The sequence below is a fragment of the Nocardia flavorosea genome, assembly GCF_015477805.1.
Classification (GTDB): domain Bacteria; phylum Actinomycetota; class Actinomycetes; order Mycobacteriales; family Mycobacteriaceae; genus Nocardia; species Nocardia flavorosea_A.
In genome coordinates this window covers 262328-281209 of the sequence record NZ_JADLQL010000005.1, presented here as the reverse complement: position 1 = coordinate 281209, position 18882 = coordinate 262328, and the positions used below count along the sequence as shown (strand labels likewise).

The following is an 18882-nucleotide window of genomic DNA, read 5'->3' as shown; positions in this document are numbered from 1 at the left end:
CTAATCGGTCCGCTGACCGGCCCGGAAGCCGGGCGGTTGCCGGGTGGGAACGGTCACCACCGCGGCCCGGCGTGACGACTCGCACGTGCGGCATGTCCGGTTAGGTTTCCCGGACGGGAACGGTGCTGTGGCACGCGCGGCCGGAGATGGCAAGATGGGGAATAGCAGCCCGTCCGAGGGTGTTGACCCCTGAACCGTGCGCTGTTCACGGACCGACCACGCTGTCCATAGGAGAGTTCATGACTGTGCAGAACGAGACCGCCACCGAAACCCACGGTGTGAAGCTGACCGATGCGGCCGCGGGTAAGGCCAAGGCGCTGCTCGATCAGGAGGGCCGCGACGATCTCGCGCTGCGGATCGCGGTGCAGCCGGGCGGCTGTGCCGGGCTGCGCTACCAGCTCTTCTTCGACGACCGGACCCTCGACGGCGATCTGACCGCCGATTTCGGCGGCGTCACCCTGACCGTCGACCGGATGAGCGCTCCCTATGTGCAGGGTGCCGCCATCGATTTCGTCGACACGATCGAGAAGCAGGGTTTCACCATCGACAACCCGAACGCCACCGGCTCCTGCGCCTGCGGCGACTCCTTCAACTGAGTTCTGCGCCGCCTGCGCGGCGCGGGATTTCGGGCCCGCTTCTGTTCCATTCGTTCAGCCCGCGATACTCACGGCTACGGCGCATCGTCTCGCGGCCTGAACGCATGGAGGGGCCGGAACCGTTCAAGGCCTCCGGCGGATGCCCGCTGGGCACGTTCGGGAAACGCACTGACTCCGTGCGCTGTCCCTACCTGGCTCCCTTCCGACGTGGATCTGCCGGTCAGCGGCGCATCCTTGCCGGTCATTGCTGTATCCGGCGGTAGCAGATGGCATTCTCTGCCGACCGTGCGGCTACTTTCTCGTCCCGAACTCGTCAACCCCGGTTACCGGCCGAAATCGGCTGCTGCCCGCCGGCGAGCCGAGATAAACACTGTTTACGACACATAGTCGTAGGCCCATCCAGTTGATACGGTGATCCGGCGGGGGCAAGGCCCCGTTCACCATCTGTTCGCGCTGATTCCGAAGGGGCCTACCTACGTGTCCATAGCTGTATCCGCGTCCGTCGCGACCGACCATCTCATGCGGTTCCCCGGCCGCTTCGCCGACGCACTGCTGCCCGATCAGCTCGAGCATGTCTCGCTGAGTTTCCTCGTCGACGATCTGGTGGTCCGGCGCGGCGGGGTCGGCGGCAATATCGCCTACGCGATGGGCCTGCTCGGCCGTACCCCGCTGCTGATCGGCTCGGTGGGCCGCGATTTCGACGACTATCGGGCGTGGCTGGAGGGCAGCGGCGTCGACTGTTCGGCGGTCCGGGTTTCCGAAACCGCGCATACCGCGCGTTTCGTATGCACCACCGACGAGGATATGGCCCAGATCGCCTCCTTCTATCCCGGGGCGATGAGTGAGGCCGGCGATATCTCGCTGACCGCGCTCGCCGAACAGCGCACCCTCGATCTGGTGCTGATCGGCGCGAACGATCCCGAGGCCATGCTGCGGCATACCGCCGAATGCCGGGAACTGCACATTCCGTTCGCCGCCGACCCGTCCCAGCAGCTCGCCCGACTCGACGGCGACCAGGCCGTGCAGCTCATCGAGGGCTGCAGCTATCTGTTCACCAACGAATACGAGTGGGGCCTGCTCAAACAGAAGACCGGCCTCACCGAGGACGAAATCGCCACCCGGGCCGGGGTGCGGGTCACCACACTCGGCAAGGACGGCGTGCTGGTGGTCGACACCGACGGCACCGAGGTGCGGGTCGAGGCGGTACCGGAAACCGCCAAGGTGGATCCCACCGGCGTCGGCGATGCGTTCCGCGCGGGTTTCCTCACCGGCCACACCTCCGGCCTGAGCCTGCAGCGCTCGGCCCAGCTCGGTTCGCTGATCGCCGTGCTGGTCCTGGAAACCGTCGGAACCCAGGAATGGACACTGGATCCCGAAGCCGCCCTCAAACGGCTCGGCGAAGCGTACGGCGCCGAGGCCGCCGCGGAAATCGAACCGCTGCTGCGCTGAGCCGAACTGCCGCCGCGCCAGGTCCTGCGAGAGTCCGGAGGGCCGGCGGCGCCGATATCCCGCCCGGCCCAAGCACGGGTGCACGGCAGCTGATCCATCGGCCCGTTCGGCAGTGCGGTAAATCCGCTGCCGTACCCGGGGCAGTTTCGAGCGTGCCGGACCGGGGTGTCTGCGGAGGTGTCTGCGCTTGTGAGGTCTGTTCGACCGGCACCTGACGGCCGGGAAGCCGGTGCCGAAGGCGTGGCGGGGTACCGGACGTTTGCTTTCCCCGGCGGCTGTGCACGCGCTGATGCTCAGGTCCCGGTACTGCGAGGGCCCCGCTCGTTCATCGAGCGGGGCCCGTCGGCTGCCGGCCGGGTGGCGTGTCGAGGCGGGCCGTTCGCTAGACCTGCACCGGATAGACCGGTTCGGCGATCTCCGGTTTGATGCGGTCCTCGACGAAGATCCCGTGCCAGATCATGAACACCAGCAGCGTCCACAACCGGCGGCTGTGATCGCCGTCCCCGGCGCGATGCGCGTCGAGCATCGCCGTGACGGCGGCCTTGTCGAGCAGGTGGTCGGTCTGCGATTCGATGATCTGCTGCCGGGCCCAGTCGTAGAGTTCGGTACCGCGCAGCCAATGCCGCAGGGGCACCGGGAATCCGAGTTTCGCCCGGTGCAGCACATGGCCGGGGACGATGCCCTCGAGCGCCTGTCGCAGCGCGTACTTCGTGGTCTCCTTGGTGATCTTCTGCTCCAGCGGGACCTGTTCGGCCACCCGGAACACTTCGGTGTCCAGGAATGGCACCCGCAGTTCCAGTGAGTTCGCCATGGTCATCTTGTCGGCCTTCACCAGAATGTCGCCGCGCAACCAGGTGAACAGGTCGAGGTGCTGCATCCTGGTCACCGGATCCAGGCCCGCCGACCGGGCGTAGATCGGGGCGGTGACGTCCTGATGGGTCCATTCCGGGCGGAACTCGCGCAACACCGAGCGCAGCTGGGCATCGCTGAAACTGCGGGCGTTACCGTAATAGCGCTGTTCCAGGGTGAGCGACCCACGATGCAGCAGGCTCTTACCGCGCGTGCCCTCCGGGATCAGATCGGAGACCTTACCGGCCAGCCGGCGCAGTCCGCCCGGCAGTTTGTCGAACGCGGCCAGCGACAGCGGCTCCCGGTAGATGGTGTAGCCGCCGAACAGTTCGTCGGCCCCTTCGCCGGAAAGCACCACCTTGACGTGCTTACGGGCCTCCTTGGCCACGAAGTACAGCGGTACCAGCGCCGGATCGGCCACCGGGTCGTCGAGATACCAGACGATCTCCGGGATCGCGGCCGCGAACTCGGCGGGGGAGACCACCTTGACGATATGCCGGGCCCCGATTGCGGCGGCGCTCTCCGCGGCCACATCGACCTCGGAATACCCCTCGCGCTCGAAACCGGTGGTGAAGGTGATGAGCTTCGGGTTGTGCCGCATGGCCAGCGCCGCAATGGCGGTGGAATCGATACCACCGGACAGGAACGAACCCACGGTGACATCGGCGCGCATATGTTTGGCGACCGAATCCTCGAGCGCGGCCGCGATCTCGCGATACCGGGCGGCCTCGCTGCCCGCGGCGAACGGGCGCACCCCGAACTCCGGCACGAAATAACGCGTAGTCACCGGCCGCTCGCCCGGCCGCACGACCGCGTAACTACCCGATTCCAGCCGCCGGATACCGGCGTGCAGGGTTTCCGGTTCCGGGACGTATTGCAGCACGGTGTAGTGCTCGAGTGCGCGATGGTCGAGCGATTCGTCGAGCCCGAGATCGGGCAACAGTTCCAGCAGGCTCTTCTTCTCGCTGCCGAACGCCGTACCACCGGGCCCGGTCGCCAGGAACAGCGGTTTGATACCGAACGGGTCGCGGGCGAGGAACAGTTCCCGGCTGCGGGTATCCCAGATCGCGAAGGCGAACATTCCACGCAACCGGCGCACCGCCGCGGGGCCCCAGTAGTGGAATGCCGCCACGATGGCCTCGCCGTCGCCCTCGGTGGCGAACATAGGCCGTTCACCGAACTCGTCCGCGTGGTCGCGGGCCAGTTCCTCGCGCAACTCCAGATAGTTGTAGATCTCGCCGTTGAAGGTGAGCGCGTAGCGTTCGGGATCGTCGGCCGGCCCCCAGCGCAGCGGCTGGTGCGAATGTTCGATATCGATGATCGAGAGCCGGTTGAAGCCGAAGATCAGCTGGTCGTCGTGCCAGGTGCCGCGTTCGTCCGGTCCGCGGTGCCGTACACAGTGGAGGGCGTCGTACACCCGCTCCACTGTTTCCGGCGCTGCGGTATCGGATGTCAGAAATCCGAGCAGTCCACACACTGCGACGCTGACCTCGTTTCCTCTGGTCGGGGGTCCGCGCCGGGGGATGCGGGCGCGGCGGGCGAAATCTAGTGTCCGAGTATGCCGCACGCCCGGTTCTTCCGTGCGATACGCCTGGCCTTCGGCGGCTAAGCTGGCGCGCGGAGTGTCGAAGCCGACCCGACGGCGTACCGGGCGCGTGTTTGGTCTACGCTGCGTAGTACTCGGACTGTTCCGGGTGGTGTCGCGCGGTGCGCGGAGCCGCCCGGGAAGCCCGATGAGCTGTTTGTCTGTATCACCGGAGGCGCCATGCCCCCGTGGATGCGATGTCGGAATGTGTGGCGACCAGGAAGGCGTGAGCGTGGCGCACAAGGCGAGCGACGAGATCGGGGCACGGCCTGCCCGGCGGCGGGCTAGTGTCCTGCGGCGGGCCGGACTGGCGGTATCCCTCGGGATCACCGCGATGCTCGTCTCCGGCTGCTCGATCGACAATGTGTGGTTGCGGTTCGGCTGGCCCTCGGGTGTCACCCCGCAGGCGCACCGGATGCGGGAGCTGTGGACGTGGTCGGTCGTGGCCGCCCTGATCATGGGTGTGCTGGTCTGGGGTCTGACCTTCTGGACCATCATCTTCCACCGTAAGAAGAAGAACTCGCCGGAGTTCCCGCGGCAGACCGGTTACAACGTGCCGCTCGAACTCACCTATACGGCGATCCCCTTCGTCATCATCGCGGTGCTGTTCTACTTCACCGTCGTCGTGCAGAACTACGTGCACGAAAAGGTCGACAACCCCGATGTGGTGGTCGACGTGACCGCCTTCCAGTGGAACTGGAAGTTCGGTTACCGCGAGATCGACCTGAAGAACGGCTTCACCTACGACGGTGTCGACACCGTGCGGGAGAACGCCAACCAGGAGCAGTTGCAAGGGTACGCCGAGCGGACGAACGAGGACGGGCACGAGCAGCCCGGCCCGGTGCACGGCCGCCCGGAGAACGACATCCTGTCGTTCCTGCACTACAACAAGATCGAAACGGTCGGCACCAGCACCGAGGTGCCCGTCCTGGTGCTGCCCACCGGCAAGGTGATCGAGTTCCAGCTCGCCGCCGCGGACGTCATCCACGCATTCTGGGTTCCGGAGTTCCTGTTCAAACGGGATGTGATGCCGAACCCGAAGGAGAACAACTCCGACAACGTCTTCCAGATCAGCGAGATCGATCGTGAAGGCGCGTTCGTGGGACGCTGCGCGGAGATGTGCGGCACCTTCCACTCGATGATGAACTTCGAGGTGCGGGCGGTGACCCCGGAGAAGTTCGAGGCCTACATCAAGGCCCGGGAATCCGGTATGACCAATGCCGCGGCACTGGAATCCATCGGCGAATCGCCGGTGGCCACCTCCACCAAGCCGTTCAACACCGATCGCACGGTCAAAACCGATACCACCGAGAGCAAGTGAGGACTGATCTCCGATGAGGATCGAAGCACGATTGTTCGAACTGCTCACGGTGTTCTTCATCATCGTGGGTATCATCTACGGCTTCTTCACCGCGCAATCGCGCACCGGTATCGAATGGGCCGGCACCACGGCGATCGTCCTGACCGCCGGCCTGTCCCTGATCATCGGCACCTATTTCCGTTTCGTGGCCCGCCGCCTCGACCTGCGGCCCGAGGACTACGAGGACGCGGAAATCGTCGACGGCGCGGGCGACCTCGGTTTCTTCTCGCCCGGTAGCCCCTGGCCGATCCTGCTCGCCGGTGCCGCCTCGGTCACCGCCGTGGGTTTCGCCTTCTTCGAGCCCTGGCTGTTCGGCGGCGGTGTGCTCCTGATCCTGACCGCCGCCGGTGGTCTGGTCTTCGAGTACTACATGGGCCCCGAAAAGCACTGAGTTCGGGCGCTTCCGGCGCCGGAGTGAACAGAACAAACCCCGCTGTCCCAGTGGACAGCGGGGTTTTGTGCTGGAGGGACGGATCTGCGCCGTACGGGTTGTGGCACACCGAGACTTCTCCCGTAGCCTTGGTCTGTAGTTGTGACCGGCCGGACTTTCGGTGTCCGGCCGGTCGGCCCCTCCCGGGTGGCCTACCTGGTGAATCAATCCACCGATTCGTACCGAATACTGTTCTCCGACCGGCAGATCTCGTCGATTCCGGTGACGATATCGCGCAGTTGTTCGGAGGGCAGCGCGTGCGGGCGCAGCCGGCAGGTGAAGGTGATCAGGCCGTGGTCGGCGGCGGGTAGGCTGTGGGCGGCGGATTCGGCGCGCAGGTAGTCCGAGCGCACTCCGTAGGTCATGGCGGAGATGACGGTGAAACAACCCGTGCGTTCCCGGTGCCCGCTGAACAGATCGTGCAGGCGGTAGAAGACCGACGTGTAGTTCGACAGCGGGGCGAAAACCCCGACCCGGTAGGCGGGGCCACGTTCCGACGAACTGATCACCGTATCGGCCAGGTATTCGGCATCGCGCAGCGTCAGCACCTTGGGGGTGAACATCACCGCGCCCGCCGCCGCGTTGCGTACCGGCATACCGGCCTTACCGCTGCTGGCCGAGGCGATGGCGCCGAGCGATTTCCGGGCGCGGCTGCCGACCTCGCGGCGGGCGCGCAAGGAGCGGGTGGGGGCGGTGGGGTAGAGGCTGGACCACTGACCGAACCGGACCGTGCCCAGCTGTACCTGTCCGGCGCCTACGGGGCGCGTCACCTTGAGCGGCGCCGTATCCACCCAGCGGCCCACCTGCAGGACCGCGTCGCGGGGGCTGGTGACCTCGGTGTAGGCATAGTCGACGAAACTGTCGAAATCCAGGAAGCGATGCGAATCGGCGGACAACCAGGTGTTGTCCTTGTCGACCTCGACGGCGTCCAGGGTGAGTGCGGTGATGATGCCCGCCCGGCCGCCCGCGCCCAGGATGCGATGGAAACGTTCGGTGTGATGGGTGCGCCCGCAGGTGCCGATCCGGCCGTCGGTGTCCACGTATTCCAGATCCACGATCCGGTCGATGAACAGCCCGTACCGGTGTGAGGCGGTGCTCACGCCGCCGACCGAGGCGAAACCGCCGGCGGTGATATCGCGGTGGTCGCCGACGACCGGTAGCCCGAGCCCGTGCGCGGCCAGGCGGCGGTCGATATCGGAGAGGCGGGCGCCCGCCTGGACCCGTACCGTCCGGCGGCCGAGGTTGAGATCGACAATGGCGTTCATCCGGCGCAGCGATACCACGCTCTGCTGGTCCGGCAGAGCGAGGCCGTCGGTGGCGGGATCGCCGCCGTGCACGGTGAGCGGCCTGGCGTGATTCCGGGAATTCCGCACGGTACGAACGACATCCGCGGTGTCGCGAGGCAGGTACTCGGCAGGGGAAACGATGTGCGGCGTGCTCATGGCAGGAAGCTAACCACAGCCCGGCGGTCGCGGCGATATCGAATCACAGATCTGCACCCACCGGCCGGTTGAATGGACTGTGACCTGTGGGTTTGCCCGGCTCGCGAGCGGGGCGGGGAAGACCGCGGCCGGTGCCGGGCCGCTCGTGCGGTGTCCAGGGGGATTTCACTGCCGGACCGGCCGAGACGGGGGTGGGCTCGCGCGCTCGGGCCGGCGGTGGGTGCGCGTCCACCGCCGGCCCGGACACTGCGCCTGTCCCAGCGTGGCGAATCCGTCAGCGGGCCAGCAGATGCAACCGCTGCCCGATCACATCGACCCAGTTCACCTGTTCGAAGGTCGCGAAATCGACGCGGATCGCATCCATTACATCGCGGCCCGGTGCGAACATCATGGCCCGTTTATCGGCCTCCAGGACGACGTACATACCCTGTGGGTCGGCCAGGAAGGTCACCTCCAGTTGATTCAGGCCCGGAAAACGCCGGGAGGGCGCGAATTCGATCTCCTGGAAGAACGGCAGCCGGTGCGGGATCCGATCCACCCGGCCCGCCTCCACATCGGCGTGCCGAAGTCCGAAACCCCAGGATTCGACGGCCGCGAGGACAACATGCTGCGGCGGCAGTGCGCCCACTCCGATGGGATCGGTATCGGCGGCGTCGAATCCGCCGTCCACATCGACCCGAGTACGAACCGCGACCGCGGTTCCGGGCAGATGCCGGCCGTTGTAGAAGGTGATCGGCGTTTCCCAGGGCGTGAGCAGTTCGAACCGGCCCTCGAGCGGTTGCCCGGGCAGCAGTTCGAACGGGCCGAATACGGGTTGCTGCGCGAACGCTATATCGAGCAGTCGCTCCCCGTCGTCGTATTCGCGTTCGGCCCGGGTGATCAGCTCCACCGCGACCCCGTTGATCCGCACCGTACGGTCCCGGCAGCGCATCCGGATCACCCCCTGTACCGGCTGTCCCGGCTGCACACCCGGTGTGAAGAGTTCGGTCTCCACTTCGGCGGAATCGGTGCCGAGCGCGCCCAGCAGAGTCTTGAACATCCGATCGTCTCCCTTCGCCCCCCGCCCGCGAATCCGTTCCTCGCCCCGGGGTTGTCGGATCAACAGCGTAGATCGGATCGCCTGTTCGTGTCGGAGGGTGCCGGTAGGGTTGTCAGCGGCCTTGGGCTCCTGGGGATTCCGGCCTCGGTGGGGTGGGATGGAGGTTCCGTGTCGAATATCGAGCAACGCATCGAGTGGGCGGTCGAATGGCTGCACCGCAGCCAGGCCAGTGTCCGTAACGGGGGCGCCGGCTGGGGATGGTTGTCCGATGTCCTGCCCAATCCGCAGAACACGGCGGAGGTAGTGGTGGCGCTGACAGCGGCCGGCCGGCCGATACCGCGGCTCGCCGAGGTACGCACTCTGGTGCGCCGCGATGTCGTGGATACCGACAGCGGGGAATGGGTGTTCCGGTCGCCGATCGACCTGTCCTGGCGCTTACGGGCACTGGGGTGTCTGGGCATACCGCCCACCGATCCCGCGGTCGAGCAGTGCCTGCGGGAGCTGTACGCCGCCCGGGATACCGATACCCGCGGCTGGCGGTTGTCCGAAACGGTCGGCCCCATCTCACTGACGGCCACCACGGCCGCACTGCACGCGCTGGCCGGCCTGGCCGATGCCGACGAAACCGCCGCCGAGGCGCTGCTGCAGGGCACCTCGCTGGTGGTTTCGATGATGCTCGACGACGATCCCCGCGCGCAGCCGATCCACGCGTGCGCGCACGTCGCGCGGCTGCTGGCCCGGCCGGAGATCGCGGCCGTGGGCGGGAAACGGGTCGAGAAGGTCCGCGAACTCACGGTGCGGCGGATGCTGTACGCCCTGCGGGACGGTACGGCGGGCGCCGAGGAAGAATCCTTCCGCGAGGGCCTGATGGCCTCCACCTGGCGTCATCTCGGCCTGCACCTCGCCGTCGGCGCCGTGGTCACCGCGGACGACCGCGCGGTATTCGATCCGGGCGTACGCCGGGGCCTGGTGGAACTGCTGGAACTACAGGAAACACAGGAACGGTCCGCGGTCTGCGGCGGGTTCCGGACCTCCACCGGTGGGTTCATCACCTCGTTCGCGACGGTGCAGGGGCTGGAGGCGATGCTCGCGGTACGCCGGGTGGTCAACGAACGGGTCAATCCGGCGGTGATCTTCGACCTGATCTGCCGGGAACAGGGCGCGCACCCGCGCGACGCGCAGCAGGTGGCCGGGCACCGCGGGCGGGCCGTGCTGATGAACAGCTACGCCGGTGGGCTCACGCTGGCCGCCGCGGCGCCCGCCGGGCTCACGATTGCCTTACTGGCCGTCTTCTTCGCTGCCGATCTCGGCGTGGTCGCGAGCCGCGCACTGGTCGTCTGGGGCACTTTCTTCATCGCGCTCGGCACATATACCGGAATCGCGACCCGGTTGCCCTCGGTGCCGAAAGGGCGGACGGCGGCCGCGGTGTTCGCGGCCTACACCGCGGTCATCCTGCCGGTCGTCACCTTCCTGCTCTCGTGAGGGCCTCCTGGCGCGGGCCGGTGCTGCTCGGCGTTGCCACGAGCCTGTGGGGCGCATCGAGTGCGGGTATCGCCGCGGTGGGCGCCCCGGGTATCGCGGCAGCCCCGGTGGCCGCCGGTGGGGCCGTGGCGCTCCTGGGGTTCGCGGTGGCCCGGGGCGCCGATCCGTGGCGGGACCTCCGTGCCGCACCGGGATTGTTTCTGCGGCTGGGCGTGCTCGAGGTGGTGAACCTGATGGCGTATATCGCGGCGCTGCATATCGGGCCGTTACCGGTGGTGGTCGCGCTTCACCTCACCTCTCCGGTACTGCTGATAGTCGTCCGGATAGTCCGGGGCCGACGGGCGCTCACCGTGGTGCTGGTAGCGGAGCTGGCCGCGATCGGCGCGGCGATCTGGCTGGTCGCCGGGAACCGGCCGGCGGATACGGCCCTCGGGCCGGCCCTGGTGGGCTGCGCTCTCGCACTGGTCAGCGCGGGCTGTGTGGCCCGGCTGATCACCCTGGTGGTCCGGGAATCGGCCGGCCGGCCCAGCGGATCGGCGGCGGGGCTGCAGCTATTGGCCGCCGCGGTACTGGCCGCGCCGCTGCTCGGTGTGGCGATACTCGCCGACGCCGCGCCCACGGCCGGGCAGACGATGATGCTCGCCGTACTCGGGGCCCTTCTGCTCGGGCCCGGTTTCGCCTGTTACTGGGTGGCGTTGCGGTATCTCGACGAGGTCACCACGGGACTGATCGGGCTCAATGAGGCCGTGGTGGCGACCATCGCCGGTGCGGTGCTGGTGGGCTCCGAGATCACCGTGGCGACGCTGTTGGCCGGAGTCCTCGTACTCGGGGCCGTGGGACTGGAACTGGGTAGCCCGGTTCGTGCTCATGCGCCGTCTTGACGAATGCGGCGCAGGCAGCGAAGTCTTTGTCGCCGCTCTCGGTTTCCACACCGCTGTTCACATCCACCCCGAACGGGCGCACCGCCTCGATCGCCTCGTCTACATTGTCGGCGGTCAAACCGCCGGCGAGAATCACCGGCCGGCCGATCGACGCCAGTTCCCGCACGATCCGGGCGCTGACCGACCAATCGTGGGTACGGCCGGTGCCGCCGAGCCGGTCGGCGGTGCGGGAGTCGAGCAGGACGGCATCGCAGTCCGCGGCGACGTCCAAGGCGTGGGCCACCGCATCGAACCCGGTGACATGGACGGCGCGAACGATCGTCCGGCCGCGCGCGGCGGCGTGCACCGCCCGCAACGTGCCGGAATCGACCAGACCGTGCACCTGGATGGTGTCGGCACCGATCCGGTCGGCCAATTCGAGCATGGCGTGCGCATCCTCGAGATGGGTGACCAGGACTCGGTTCACGAACGACGGTGTGCACTCCGACAGCCAGGCCGCGGCCTCCGCTGTCAGCGCATCCTCGCTGAAGTGGGTGGTTCCGGAGATGAATCCGACCGCGTCCGCGCCGGCACTCACCGCCGTCTCCAGATCGGCCGCGGACCGGATTCCGCAAACCTTCGCGCGAACCGTCACTCGTTCATCGTACGCGGCGGGTCAGCTCGCGGCGGATTCCGGAATTCGTGGCGTATGCGAGGACGGACCGGAAGGTATGTTTTTCTTCAGGCTGGCGGCGTACACATCGACGTACTCCTGCCCCGACATCCGCATCAGCTCGTACATGACCTCATCGGTCACCGCACGCTCCACGAACCGATTACCGGACATACCCTCGTACCGGGAGAAATCGATCGGCTTCCCGAACTTCACCGTGACCTTGCGGCGCCGCCAGCGGAACGGTCCGGGCGGGCTCACCTCACCGGTGCCGATCACAGCCACCGGGATCACCGGAACACCGGTTTCCAGCGCGAGCCGGGCCATACCCGTCTTGCCTTTGTACAGCCGGCCGTCGGGCGAGCGGGTGCCCTCCGGATACAAGCCCACCAGGCGACCCTCGTCCAGCAGTTTGCGGGCGGCATTGAGCGCATCCTCGGCCGCGTCCGCGCCGCTGCGATCGATCGGATACTGGCCGGAGGCGCTGAAGAAGAACTTCTGCAGCCGTCCCTTGAGACCGGGAGTGTGGAAGTACTCGGCTTTCGCCAGATAGTTGATCCGGCGCGGGCTCGTCAACGGTGCGAACAACCAATCCGCGATGGACAGATGGTTTCCCGCCATGATGGCCGCACCGTCGGCCGGGATGTTCTCCACACCTTCCACCTCGGGCCGGTTGTAGAGATGGATGAACGGACCCAGCAGCACGAACTTGAGCAGCCAGTAGAACATGACGTCCTTACTCCGGGAATCGGGATGGAAATGTGAAGAGCCTCGGCTGCCGACTCTACCGCCGGTCACAGAACTCCTCCAAGCCCAGCCATGTTAATTCTCGGGCTGTGTAATCGGAGACGCTCCGCGTCTCGAGGGTGGGGCCCTATCAACCCGGTTCTTCACTCCCGCCGGTCGGTCGCTGCGCTCCCTCCCGCTGGTCGCTCCAGAACCGGGCGGGCCCCACCCTGGGGGAGGTGAACCATTGGAGGAATGAGATGGGGTGGGCAGGATGTGCTGGTGATTCTGTGTTCGAGGGTGGGGGTAATGGCGAGGGTCAGCGGCCGGTGACGAGGGCGGTGCGGGCCAGTTCTGCGGCGCCGATCATTCCGGCGGCCTCGCCCAGCTGGGTGGTGCGGATGCGGGCCAGGGGGCGGTGTCCGTGTCCGGTGACCGAGGCCGCGTATTCCTCGCGGGCCTCGTCGAGGAACAGGGGGGCCGAACTGCTGACTCCGCCGGCGACGACGACCAGGTCCGGGTCGAAGATATCGCCGACGAACGCCAGGCCCAGGCCGAGCCAGCGGGCGAAATCGGCCATCACACGCAGGGCCAGCGGGTCGCCGTCCTGGGCGGCGCCGGCCACCCGGCGGCCGGTGAGGGCGCCGGGGTCGGCGATCACCTCCTTCGCCAGCAGGGACGGCGTGGAATCGGTGGCCACCAGTTCGATCGCCGACTCGGCCAAAGCCGTTCCGCTGCAATACCGTTCCCAGCAACCCTGTTTACCGCAGCCGCAATCGCGGCCGCCGGGGACAACCTGCAGATGGCCGAGTTCCGGTGCGACACCGTGGGTACCGCGATACAGCACACCGTCGATCAGCAGCGCGGCACCGATCCCGGTACCGATGGCCACCAGCACGACATTGTGGCCGCCCGCCGCGGCGCCGAACCGGTATTCCGCCCACATCGCGGCATTGGCGTCGTGCTCCAGCAGCACCGGCAGCCCGAGGCGATCGGTGAGACGTTTCGCCACCGGTGCGTCGCGCCAGGGCAGATGCGGGGCGAACCGGACAGTGCTGCGATCCGCCGAGACGAACCCGGCCACGGCCAGGCCGACGGCGTCGATACCGTGCCGGTCACCGAGTTCGCGGACCGCGCGCACCAGCGCGCCTTCCAGCGCCGGAGCCGAATGCGGGGTCGGGCACTGCACCGTATCGAGCACCTCGCCGGTTCCGTCGACCACCGAGGCGCGGATATTCGTCCCGCCGATATCGACCCCCACGGTCAGCGGAGCACCCGAAGCGGAACCGTTCATGGCTTGACGGTTACGGGAATACCGACGTACCGGGACTTTCCGGTCGTGCGTGTGCCCGCCTCGGCCGCGTCCGGGTGCGTGTCCCGGTCGGCCGCACCGGGTTCGGTGGCCGGCGCGGGCCCGCCCGAACCCGCCGTATCGTCCGGGGCCCGGTCCCGGGTACCGGATCGGCCGTGTGCGGCACCGGAGCCGGCGCTGTGACCGTGCGGCATCACCGGATCGACCGGTTCCCCCGCCAGTGCTTCCCGCAGGATGGTGACGATCGCCGTACCGTGTGCCGCGACCGTCGCCAGTACTTCGTGCTGTTCCCCGCGCACCAGTGCGGCCGCGGCACACAGCGGGCACCAGGTGCAGTTTCCCCACTCCGGTTTGCCCTCCGCGGCGGCCTCGCGCAGTACCGGCTCCACCCGCTCGAGCACGGCCTCCGCGAGCAGGCGCAGTTCCTCGGCGAATTCGGCGATACCCTCCGGTTGCCGGTAATCGGTTCCGGTCATCGCGGCCACTCCTGCGGGTCGGGCCGGAAACGGATCACCAGGTATCCGTTGTCCAGTTCGGCGGTGCTGACGGTGCAGCGGCGCAGTACCGGCGCCAGGCGCAACCGCCGGCGCAGGCCGTCGGCTCCCACGATCAAATCGTCCTCCACTCGTCCCAGGCGCAACGTGGCCGGATCCGCTACCGGTAGCCGGATACGCAGCGCATATACCGAATGCACACCCGTGCCCGATTCCAGCCGGACGGCGGGAAGCGCAGTGCCGGCGTGCGGGGCGGCCACCGGCGAACCCGCATCGTCGCGCATCGGGGCGTCGGTGTCACGCCGAACAGGTCCGGCGTGGCCGGTATCGCTGCCGGGCCCGGTGCCGGCGGTACCGCCCCCGGACACCGGGTCGCCGGTGTCTTCGGCCGGGACGACGCAGGCCAGGCCGGCCAGCGGTCCGATACCTACCGGCTCGGCACCGGTATGACCGGCCACCAGCACCGGGATGTCCGGCATCGATGTTCGCAATCCGGCGATCACATCCCGCTGCTCGGCGTAGCGATGCGTATACCAGCGCACCGCCGGATGCTGTGGTTGCGGACCGGCCGGCGGGACCGGCGGCAGCACCTTGTTCACCACCACCGCCTGCAGACGCAGGCCGAGCAACGCGGTCGCCGAATACACGCGTGCCGACTCGGCGACCGCCACCCGTTCGGCCAGGGTGATCAGCCGGGCGCTGGTGCGTTCGGAGTCGGCGAGCAGATCGCGGACCTCGGTGACGGCAGCGACGATCCGCTGCATCGTCGCCGCCAGCACCGCCCGCCGCAGATCGGTGCCGATCGCGGCCATCATCCGGTGATGCGGGGGCCAGATCCGGTCCAGGTAGCCGAGCAGAGTTTCCGGCGCGGTGAGGATACGCAGCATATCGGCGGTGGGCGGACAATCGAGGACGATCACGTCCCATTCGCCGTCGGCGGCGTACTGGGTGACCTCCACCAGCATCAGCAGTTCCTGGACACCGGGCAGCCCGGTGAGCTCGGCCGGATCCAGCGCGCTCAGATCGAATCCGTGGTCGTGGCCGGTATCGGCCGCCAGTACACCGGCGATCTCCCGGAAACGATCCTCTAGCAGTGCCAGCGAATCGAGTTCGATCACCTCGAGACCAGGGATGACCCGGATCATTCCGGGGACCGCACCCGGATCGTGCGCGAACCGGAAACCCAGTGCGTCCCCGAGGGAATGCGCCTGGTCCAGCGAAGCCAGCAGAACCCGCTGCCCGGTCCGGGCATGTCCCATGGCTTGCGCGCAGGCCAGTGTCGTCTTACCGACACCGCCCTTGCCGACGAACAATTCGACCCGCGTCCGCGCGCGCCGGAGGCGGCCCGGCGCGCCGTCGGGCCCGGTCTGCGTCCCGGTGCTGCGCGGCCCGGTCAGCCTTCGACCCGTTTCTTCAGTTCCTTGAGCGCGGTATCGGTGATCACCTTCTCCGCCTTGCGTTTGAACATGCCGATCATCGGAATGGTCAGGTCCACGGTCAGTTCGTAGCGCACCTCGGTGCCGCCGTCCGGCTGCTCGACCAGTTCGTAACGGCCTTCCTGCGCTTTCTGCAGTTCACCGCGCACCAGCGTCCAGCTCACCGCAAGATCATCGGGGCGCCAGGTGTAGGACAGCACGTAGGTGTCCTTGACGACACCGGCGTCCAGCACGAAACGAGCGGTGCGCGCGCGACCGTCGGGTCCGGTTTCGAGTACCTCCACCGATTTGGCCGCCGATACCCATTCCGGGTAGGACGCCAGATCGGCGATAACGGACATCACCTGCGGGGCGGGCGCCGCGATGACGATCGATCTCTGGGTCCGGTCGGCCATAGGTGCTCAGTGGTTCCTTTCGGCGGTGCGGTATGGAATTCGTCAGTTGCAGGGAGAGACTCCGGCCGGCCGGTCGCCCTCGAGCCGGTCCTTGAGTTCGAACGACATCACCTTGCCCGCGATCCGCCGCTGCCGGTTGGCCGCGGCGAGTTTGCGCGGCGGCAACTGCCGCGGGGGCTCGGCGTGCAGGAAGTAGTGCAGGATCACCCCGTCCAGCGACGGTTCCAGCCACACCTCCATGGTGCCGGTCAGCGCACCCCGCACCGACCAGCGAATACCCTTCTCACCCCGGTCCTCCCGGACATCGAGTTCGAGATCGGGCCACCAGCTGCGCCACTTACCCGGAGCGGACAGCACAGCGGCCACCGCGGCGCCCGGCGCGGCGAGAAAGGTCTGGTCGGCGACCTGGATACTGCTCACCCGGCTGAGCGTAGTAGATGCCGTGTTTACAGGAACCCGCGGAGGCGGGCGCCCAGGGTGTCCCAGCGCCAGTGGCGGTCGACGAAGGCGCGGCCCGCGGCGCCCATGGCGGCGGCTGCCTCGCGGTCGGCGAGGATATCGGCGATCGCTTCGGCGACCAGGTCGGCGCGGCGGCCGTCGACGACCCGTCCGGTTTCGCCGTCCAGCACGGTTTCCGGTGCGCCGCCCGACATTCCGGCGACCACGGGCACACCACTGGCGGAGGCCTCCAGATAGACGATGCCGAGACCTTCGACGTCCAGGCCCGCGCCGCGGGTTCGGGCGGGCATAGCGAAAACATCGGCGATGGTGTGGTGTGCGGCGAGCTCGGCCGCGGGCACCCGGCCGGTGAACACGACATCGTCGCCGAGGTCGAGTGCGTCGGCGAACCCGCGTAGCCGGTCTTCGTACGGGCCGCTACCGGCGATCACCAGGACCGCGCCGGGAATACGCTCCCGGATCCAGCGCATGGCGATCAGCAAGATGTCCTGTCCCTTGCGCGGGACCAGCCGCGACAGGCACAGGATCGTGGGCCGATCGCCGAGATTGTACCGTTTGCGCAGTTCGGCGCGGGCGGCCGGGTCGGGGCGGAACTTCTCGGTGTCCACGCCCGGCGGCAGATGCTCGAGTGCGGCATCCGGCCCGAAGGCGGCCGCGAACCGGCGCCGAGTGTATTTGCTGACGTAGGTGACGATATCGGTGTTCTCGCCGATGACCCGCAGCGCCTGCCGTGCGGCCGGCAGCATCGACCAGCCCACTTCGTGCCCGTGTGTGCTGGCGATGATTCGTTCGGCACCGGCCCGGCGCAGCAACGGAGATAGCAGGGCCAGGGGGGCGGCGGCCCCGAACCAGACCGTTTCGCAGCCTTCGGAGCGCAGCAGTTTACGTGCCCGGCGCGCGACGGCGGGGGTGGGCAGCATGAGGGAGGTGGGATGGCGGACCACCTGGAACGGCTGCTGTGCGTCGAACCGGATATGACTGTCACCGCGCCAGCGGGGGGCGTAGACGACCAGATCGTCGGGCGGCAACTGACCGGTCAGCGCCTGCAGATAGGACTGGATACCTCCCGGACGCGGCGGGAAATCATTGGTAACCAGCAGAGTTCGAGCCATACGACTCACACTATTGGCGGACGCTGCCGGATGCCGCTCCGGGGCTCAGTAGCGGCGCGCCGAATGGTAGGGGGTGGAATCCATCGGGGCCACGGCCACGGGGACCCCGAAGGTGGAGGCGTGCAGCATGAGGCCGTTCCCGGCGTAGATGCCCACGTGCGAGATGTCGTCGTAGAAGAAAACGACATCGCCGGGCTGCAGATCCGCGCGATCCACCGGGGTGCCGTAGGCGGCCTGCGCCGAACTCGTGCGCGGAACCTGCTTGCCGACCTGCGCGAACGCCCACTGCACCAAGCCCGAACAGTCGAACTGGTCGGGGCCGGTGGCGCCCCAGACGTAGGGGTCGCCGACGCGGGTCAGCCCGGCGGCCAGCGCGCTGGTACCGCTGCCGGGGACGAGATCCGCCAGCAGGCTGTCCCGATCGAAACCCGGAGGGAAGGGGGAGCCGGCGAGAGCGGCCCGGTCTGCGGTGGACAGGGTGCCCCAGACCTCGATGACCTTGGCGACGGCGTTCTGGAGATCGGTTTGTTTACGGTCCACATCGGCGCGGACGGCATTGGCCTGATCGGCGGCGGCGCGAGCGGAATCGGCGGCGGTCCGGGCGGCCGATTGCGCGGCCGTGGCCGCGTCGGTGGCACGTTTGTACTGTTTGAGCTGGTCGGAGGTTTGGGTGGCGACCACGTCCAACGTCGACATCTGGTCGAGGAGTTGCTGCGGTGAATCGCTGACCAGTACGGAGAACAGCCGGTTGGTGCGCGCGCCCTGGTAGGCGGCGATGGCGGTGCGATCGATCATCGGGCGGTACTTGGCCACCTCGTTGCGGGCCGCGTCGACGGCCGCGGTCGCCGCTGCCAGTTTTGCCTCGGCATCGTGCTGGATCGCCAGTTTCGCGTCGAGGTCGGCCTGTGCGGTGAGGGCCTGCTGATTGAGCTGTTCGGCCTGTCGGGACAGGTCGATCATCTGCTGGACCGCTTCGGTCGCCGAGGCCGGCGCGGGCGCGGGGATCGGGTCGGCGCCGGCGGGCCCGCCACCGTAGAGCGCCGCCGCCAGCAGGCCCGCCGCGAGAACGGTGCGGGCGGGCCGGCGAGACGGCCCCGGATTGCAGTGACTCCGATGATGTGTTGCCACGGCCTGCCGTGCCCCGCTCTCCCTGTGACGCTGTGCGATGAACCGGTGAAGGTCT

The 18882-nt window shown here is 68.0% G+C and carries 18 protein-coding genes; 6 read left to right on the top strand and 12 right to left on the bottom strand.

Features of this window, described 5'->3' with window-relative positions; genetic code table 11:
• Window positions 1–239 precede the first annotated feature (239 nt).
• Both IU448_RS22870 and IU448_RS22865 read left to right on the top strand, forming a co-directional pair.
• Window positions 240–596, top strand: coding sequence for a HesB/IscA family protein (locus IU448_RS22870; protein ID WP_195057714.1), 357 nt, complete (start codon window positions 240–242; stop codon window positions 594–596).
• A gap of 477 nt (window positions 597–1073) precedes the next feature.
• Window positions 1074–2045 (top strand): carbohydrate kinase family protein, encoded by a 972-nt coding sequence (locus tag IU448_RS22865; RefSeq protein WP_195057713.1) that lies wholly within the window; start codon window positions 1074–1076, stop codon window positions 2043–2045.
• A 382-nt stretch (window positions 2046–2427) separates the two neighbouring features.
• Here IU448_RS22865 and asnB read toward each other — a convergent pair whose 3' ends face one another.
• Window positions 2428–4371, bottom strand: a complete 1944-nt coding sequence (asnB, locus tag IU448_RS22860) for an asparagine synthase (glutamine-hydrolyzing) (protein WP_195057712.1) — start codon at window positions 4369–4371, stop codon at window positions 2428–2430.
• A 442-nt stretch (window positions 4372–4813) separates the two neighbouring features.
• Here asnB and IU448_RS22855 point away from each other — a divergent pair, with 442 nt between their 5' ends.
• Both IU448_RS22855 and IU448_RS22850 read left to right on the top strand, forming a co-directional pair.
• Window positions 4814–5800, top strand: coding sequence for a cytochrome c oxidase subunit II (locus IU448_RS22855; RefSeq protein ID WP_416383041.1), 987 nt, complete (start codon window positions 4814–4816; stop codon window positions 5798–5800).
• Between the two features lie 13 nt (window positions 5801–5813).
• Window positions 5814–6230, top strand: a complete 417-nt coding sequence (locus IU448_RS22850; RefSeq protein ID WP_195057710.1) for a cytochrome c oxidase subunit 4 — start codon at window positions 5814–5816, stop codon at window positions 6228–6230.
• 203 nt (window positions 6231–6433) lie between these two features.
• Here the strand turns inward: IU448_RS22850 and IU448_RS22845 are convergent, their stop codons facing one another.
• Both IU448_RS22845 and IU448_RS22840 read right to left on the bottom strand, forming a co-directional pair.
• Window positions 6434–7711, bottom strand: coding sequence for an FAD-binding oxidoreductase (locus tag IU448_RS22845; RefSeq protein WP_195057709.1), 1278 nt, complete (start codon window positions 7709–7711; stop codon window positions 6434–6436).
• 274 nt (window positions 7712–7985) lie between these two features.
• Window positions 7986–8750 carry a sporulation protein gene (locus IU448_RS22840; protein WP_195057708.1) on the bottom strand — a complete coding sequence of 255 codons (765 nt, stop codon included), beginning with the start codon at window positions 8748–8750 and terminating at the stop codon, window positions 7986–7988.
• Window positions 8751–8918: 168 nt separating this feature from the next.
• Here IU448_RS22840 and IU448_RS22835 point away from each other — a divergent pair, with 168 nt between their 5' ends.
• Both IU448_RS22835 and IU448_RS22830 read left to right on the top strand, forming a co-directional pair.
• On the top strand, window positions 8919–10232 hold the full coding sequence (locus IU448_RS22835; RefSeq protein WP_195057707.1) for a hypothetical protein: 1314 nt from the start codon (window positions 8919–8921) through the stop codon (window positions 10230–10232).
• Window positions 10229–11113 carry a hypothetical protein gene (locus IU448_RS22830; protein WP_195057706.1) on the top strand — a complete coding sequence of 295 codons (885 nt, stop codon included), beginning with the start codon at window positions 10229–10231 and terminating at the stop codon, window positions 11111–11113. The genes IU448_RS22835 and IU448_RS22830 overlap by 4 nt, the downstream gene beginning before the upstream one ends.
• On the opposite strand, the gene IU448_RS22825 is transcribed toward IU448_RS22830, so the two are convergent.
• From IU448_RS22825 to IU448_RS22785, 9 genes are all read right to left on the bottom strand, one after another.
• Entirely contained in the window at window positions 11022–11747 is a 726-nt protein-coding gene (locus IU448_RS22825) for a phosphoribosylanthranilate isomerase (RefSeq protein WP_195057705.1), read from the bottom strand. The genes IU448_RS22830 and IU448_RS22825 overlap by 92 nt on opposite strands.
• Window positions 11748–11768: 21 nt before the next feature.
• Window positions 11769–12494 carry a lysophospholipid acyltransferase family protein gene (locus IU448_RS22820; RefSeq protein WP_195057943.1) on the bottom strand — a complete coding sequence of 242 codons (726 nt, stop codon included), beginning with the start codon at window positions 12492–12494 and terminating at the stop codon, window positions 11769–11771.
• Between the two features lie 316 nt (window positions 12495–12810).
• Window positions 12811–13785 (bottom strand): ROK family protein, encoded by a 975-nt coding sequence (locus IU448_RS22815; RefSeq protein ID WP_195057704.1) that lies wholly within the window; start codon window positions 13783–13785, stop codon window positions 12811–12813.
• Entirely contained in the window at window positions 13782–14279 is a 498-nt protein-coding gene (locus IU448_RS29135; protein WP_228813932.1) for a hypothetical protein, read from the bottom strand. The genes IU448_RS22815 and IU448_RS29135 overlap by 4 nt, the downstream gene beginning before the upstream one ends.
• A complete protein-coding gene (locus IU448_RS22805; protein ID WP_195057703.1) occupies window positions 14276–15610 on the bottom strand; it encodes an ArsA family ATPase in 1335 nt (444 codons plus the stop codon). Before IU448_RS22805 ends, IU448_RS29135 begins: the two co-directional genes overlap by 4 nt.
• An 80-nt stretch (window positions 15611–15690) precedes the next feature.
• The gene (locus IU448_RS22800) at window positions 15691–16128 is read right to left on the bottom strand and encodes an SRPBCC family protein (RefSeq protein WP_195057702.1); all 438 of its coding nucleotides are present in this window, start codon (window positions 16126–16128) and stop codon (window positions 15691–15693) included.
• Window positions 16129–16170: 42 nt separating this feature from the next.
• Window positions 16171–16548 (bottom strand): polyketide cyclase / dehydrase and lipid transport, encoded by a 378-nt coding sequence (locus tag IU448_RS22795; RefSeq protein ID WP_195057701.1) that lies wholly within the window; start codon window positions 16546–16548, stop codon window positions 16171–16173.
• Window positions 16549–16574: 26 nt separating this feature from the next.
• A complete protein-coding gene (locus IU448_RS22790) occupies window positions 16575–17699 on the bottom strand; it encodes a glycosyltransferase family 4 protein (protein ID WP_195057700.1) in 1125 nt (374 codons plus the stop codon).
• A gap of 45 nt (window positions 17700–17744) precedes the next feature.
• On the bottom strand, window positions 17745–18827 hold the full coding sequence (locus IU448_RS22785) for an NlpC/P60 family protein (protein ID WP_195057699.1): 1083 nt from the start codon (window positions 18825–18827) through the stop codon (window positions 17745–17747).
• Between the last annotated feature and the right edge of the window lie 55 nt (window positions 18828–18882).